General features: G+C 61.7%; 2 protein-coding genes. Both read right to left on the bottom strand.

Going from position 1 to position 1305, the window contains the following annotated elements; translation table 11 throughout:
• Nucleotides 1-671 (bottom strand): aldehyde dehydrogenase family protein (locus ASN89_RS26740; RefSeq protein WP_152988714.1); only part of this gene is annotated, 671 nt, incomplete at its 3' end.
• A gap of 13 nt (nt 672-684) precedes the next feature.
• Nucleotides 685-1305: 5-deoxy-glucuronate isomerase (gene iolB / locus ASN89_RS26735; RefSeq protein WP_058051357.1), on the bottom strand; the 621-nt coding region annotated here is incomplete at its 5' end.

Raw genomic sequence — 1305 nt, 5'->3', positions numbered from 1 at the left:
CTGACGGCGCGCACGTCCGGGTGGTGCAGCAAGCCATCGACGGCCTCTTTATCTCCCTGCAGCACATTGAAGACGCCATCGGGCAAGCCCGCCTCCGTCAGCAATTGCGCCAGCAGCAGGCTGGCCGACGGATCGCGCTCGGACGGTTTCAAGACAAAGGTATTGCCGCAGGCAATCGCCATCGGGAACATCCACATCGGCACCATGACGGGGAAGTTGAATGGCGTGATGCCGACGCACACGCCCAGCGCCTGGCGAATCGACCAGGCATCGATGCCGCCGGCCACCTGTTCGCTATACTCTCCCTTCATCATTTGCGGGATGCCGCAGGCAAACTCCACCACTTCGATGCCGCGCGTCACTTCCCCTTTGGCATCCGTAAACACTTTGCCGTGTTCATGCGTGATCAGCTCGGCCAGTTTGTCGGCGTTTTGCTCGAGTAACTCCTTGAACTTGAACATGACCCGCGCGCGGCGCAGCGGCGAGGTTTGCGACCAGGCGGGAAAGGCAGCATGGGCAGCCGCCACGGCCGCGTTCAGCTCGGACGGCGTCGCCAACGACACCTTGGCCGTGACGGCGCCCGTGGCGGGATTGAAGACGTCGCTCGTGCGCTCTGAGCGCGAAGCCATCGGGTTGCCACCAATAAAGTGGCCGATCATCGGGATAGTCATCTTTTTTCCTTGGTTATTTCGTCATCAGCCAGTCATGGGCTGGATCATTTTTAAAATGCCAGACCCGCTTGGGGCCGGCCATCACGTTCAGGTAATAGCCATCGTAGCCATACGGCACGGTCACGGGATGGTAGCCGCGCGGCACCATCACCACGTCGTGGTTTTCCACGGCCATGGCTTCATCGATGCTGCGGTCGTCCGTGTAGACCCGTTGGTAGGCAAAGCCCTGTTCGGGGTTGAGGCGGTGGTAATAGGTTTCCTCGAGCGAACTTTCGGTCGGAATATTGTCGTCATCGTGCTTGTGCGGCGGATAGCTCGAGGAATGGCCCGATGGCGTGACCACCTCGACCACCAGCAAGCCATCGGCCTCGGCCGTCTGCGGCAGGATGTCGCACACATAGCGGGTGTTCGCGCCCTTGCCGCGCACGGAACGCGTCATGGCCGATGGCTCGATCAGGCGCGCCGGACGGTGGGTGATGCCCGGTGCGCTGCACAAGGCCACTTCGGCATTGCCCACGGCCGTGATGCCGACCGCCGTATCCAGCGGGACATACACGGCGTACGGCGAACGATCCTCGAAGACGCTCTGGCGATTACCTATATTTTCCCAGGTCTGTCCACCCGCCTGGACGGT

The sequence above is a fragment of the Janthinobacterium sp. Ant5-2-1 genome (assembly GCF_001445815.1).
GTDB classification, from domain to species: Bacteria; Pseudomonadota; Gammaproteobacteria; order Burkholderiales; family Burkholderiaceae_D; genus Janthinobacterium; species Janthinobacterium lividum_E.
The sequence above is the reverse complement of the archived record's forward strand: the minus strand, read 5'-3'. Positions and strand labels throughout refer to the sequence as shown.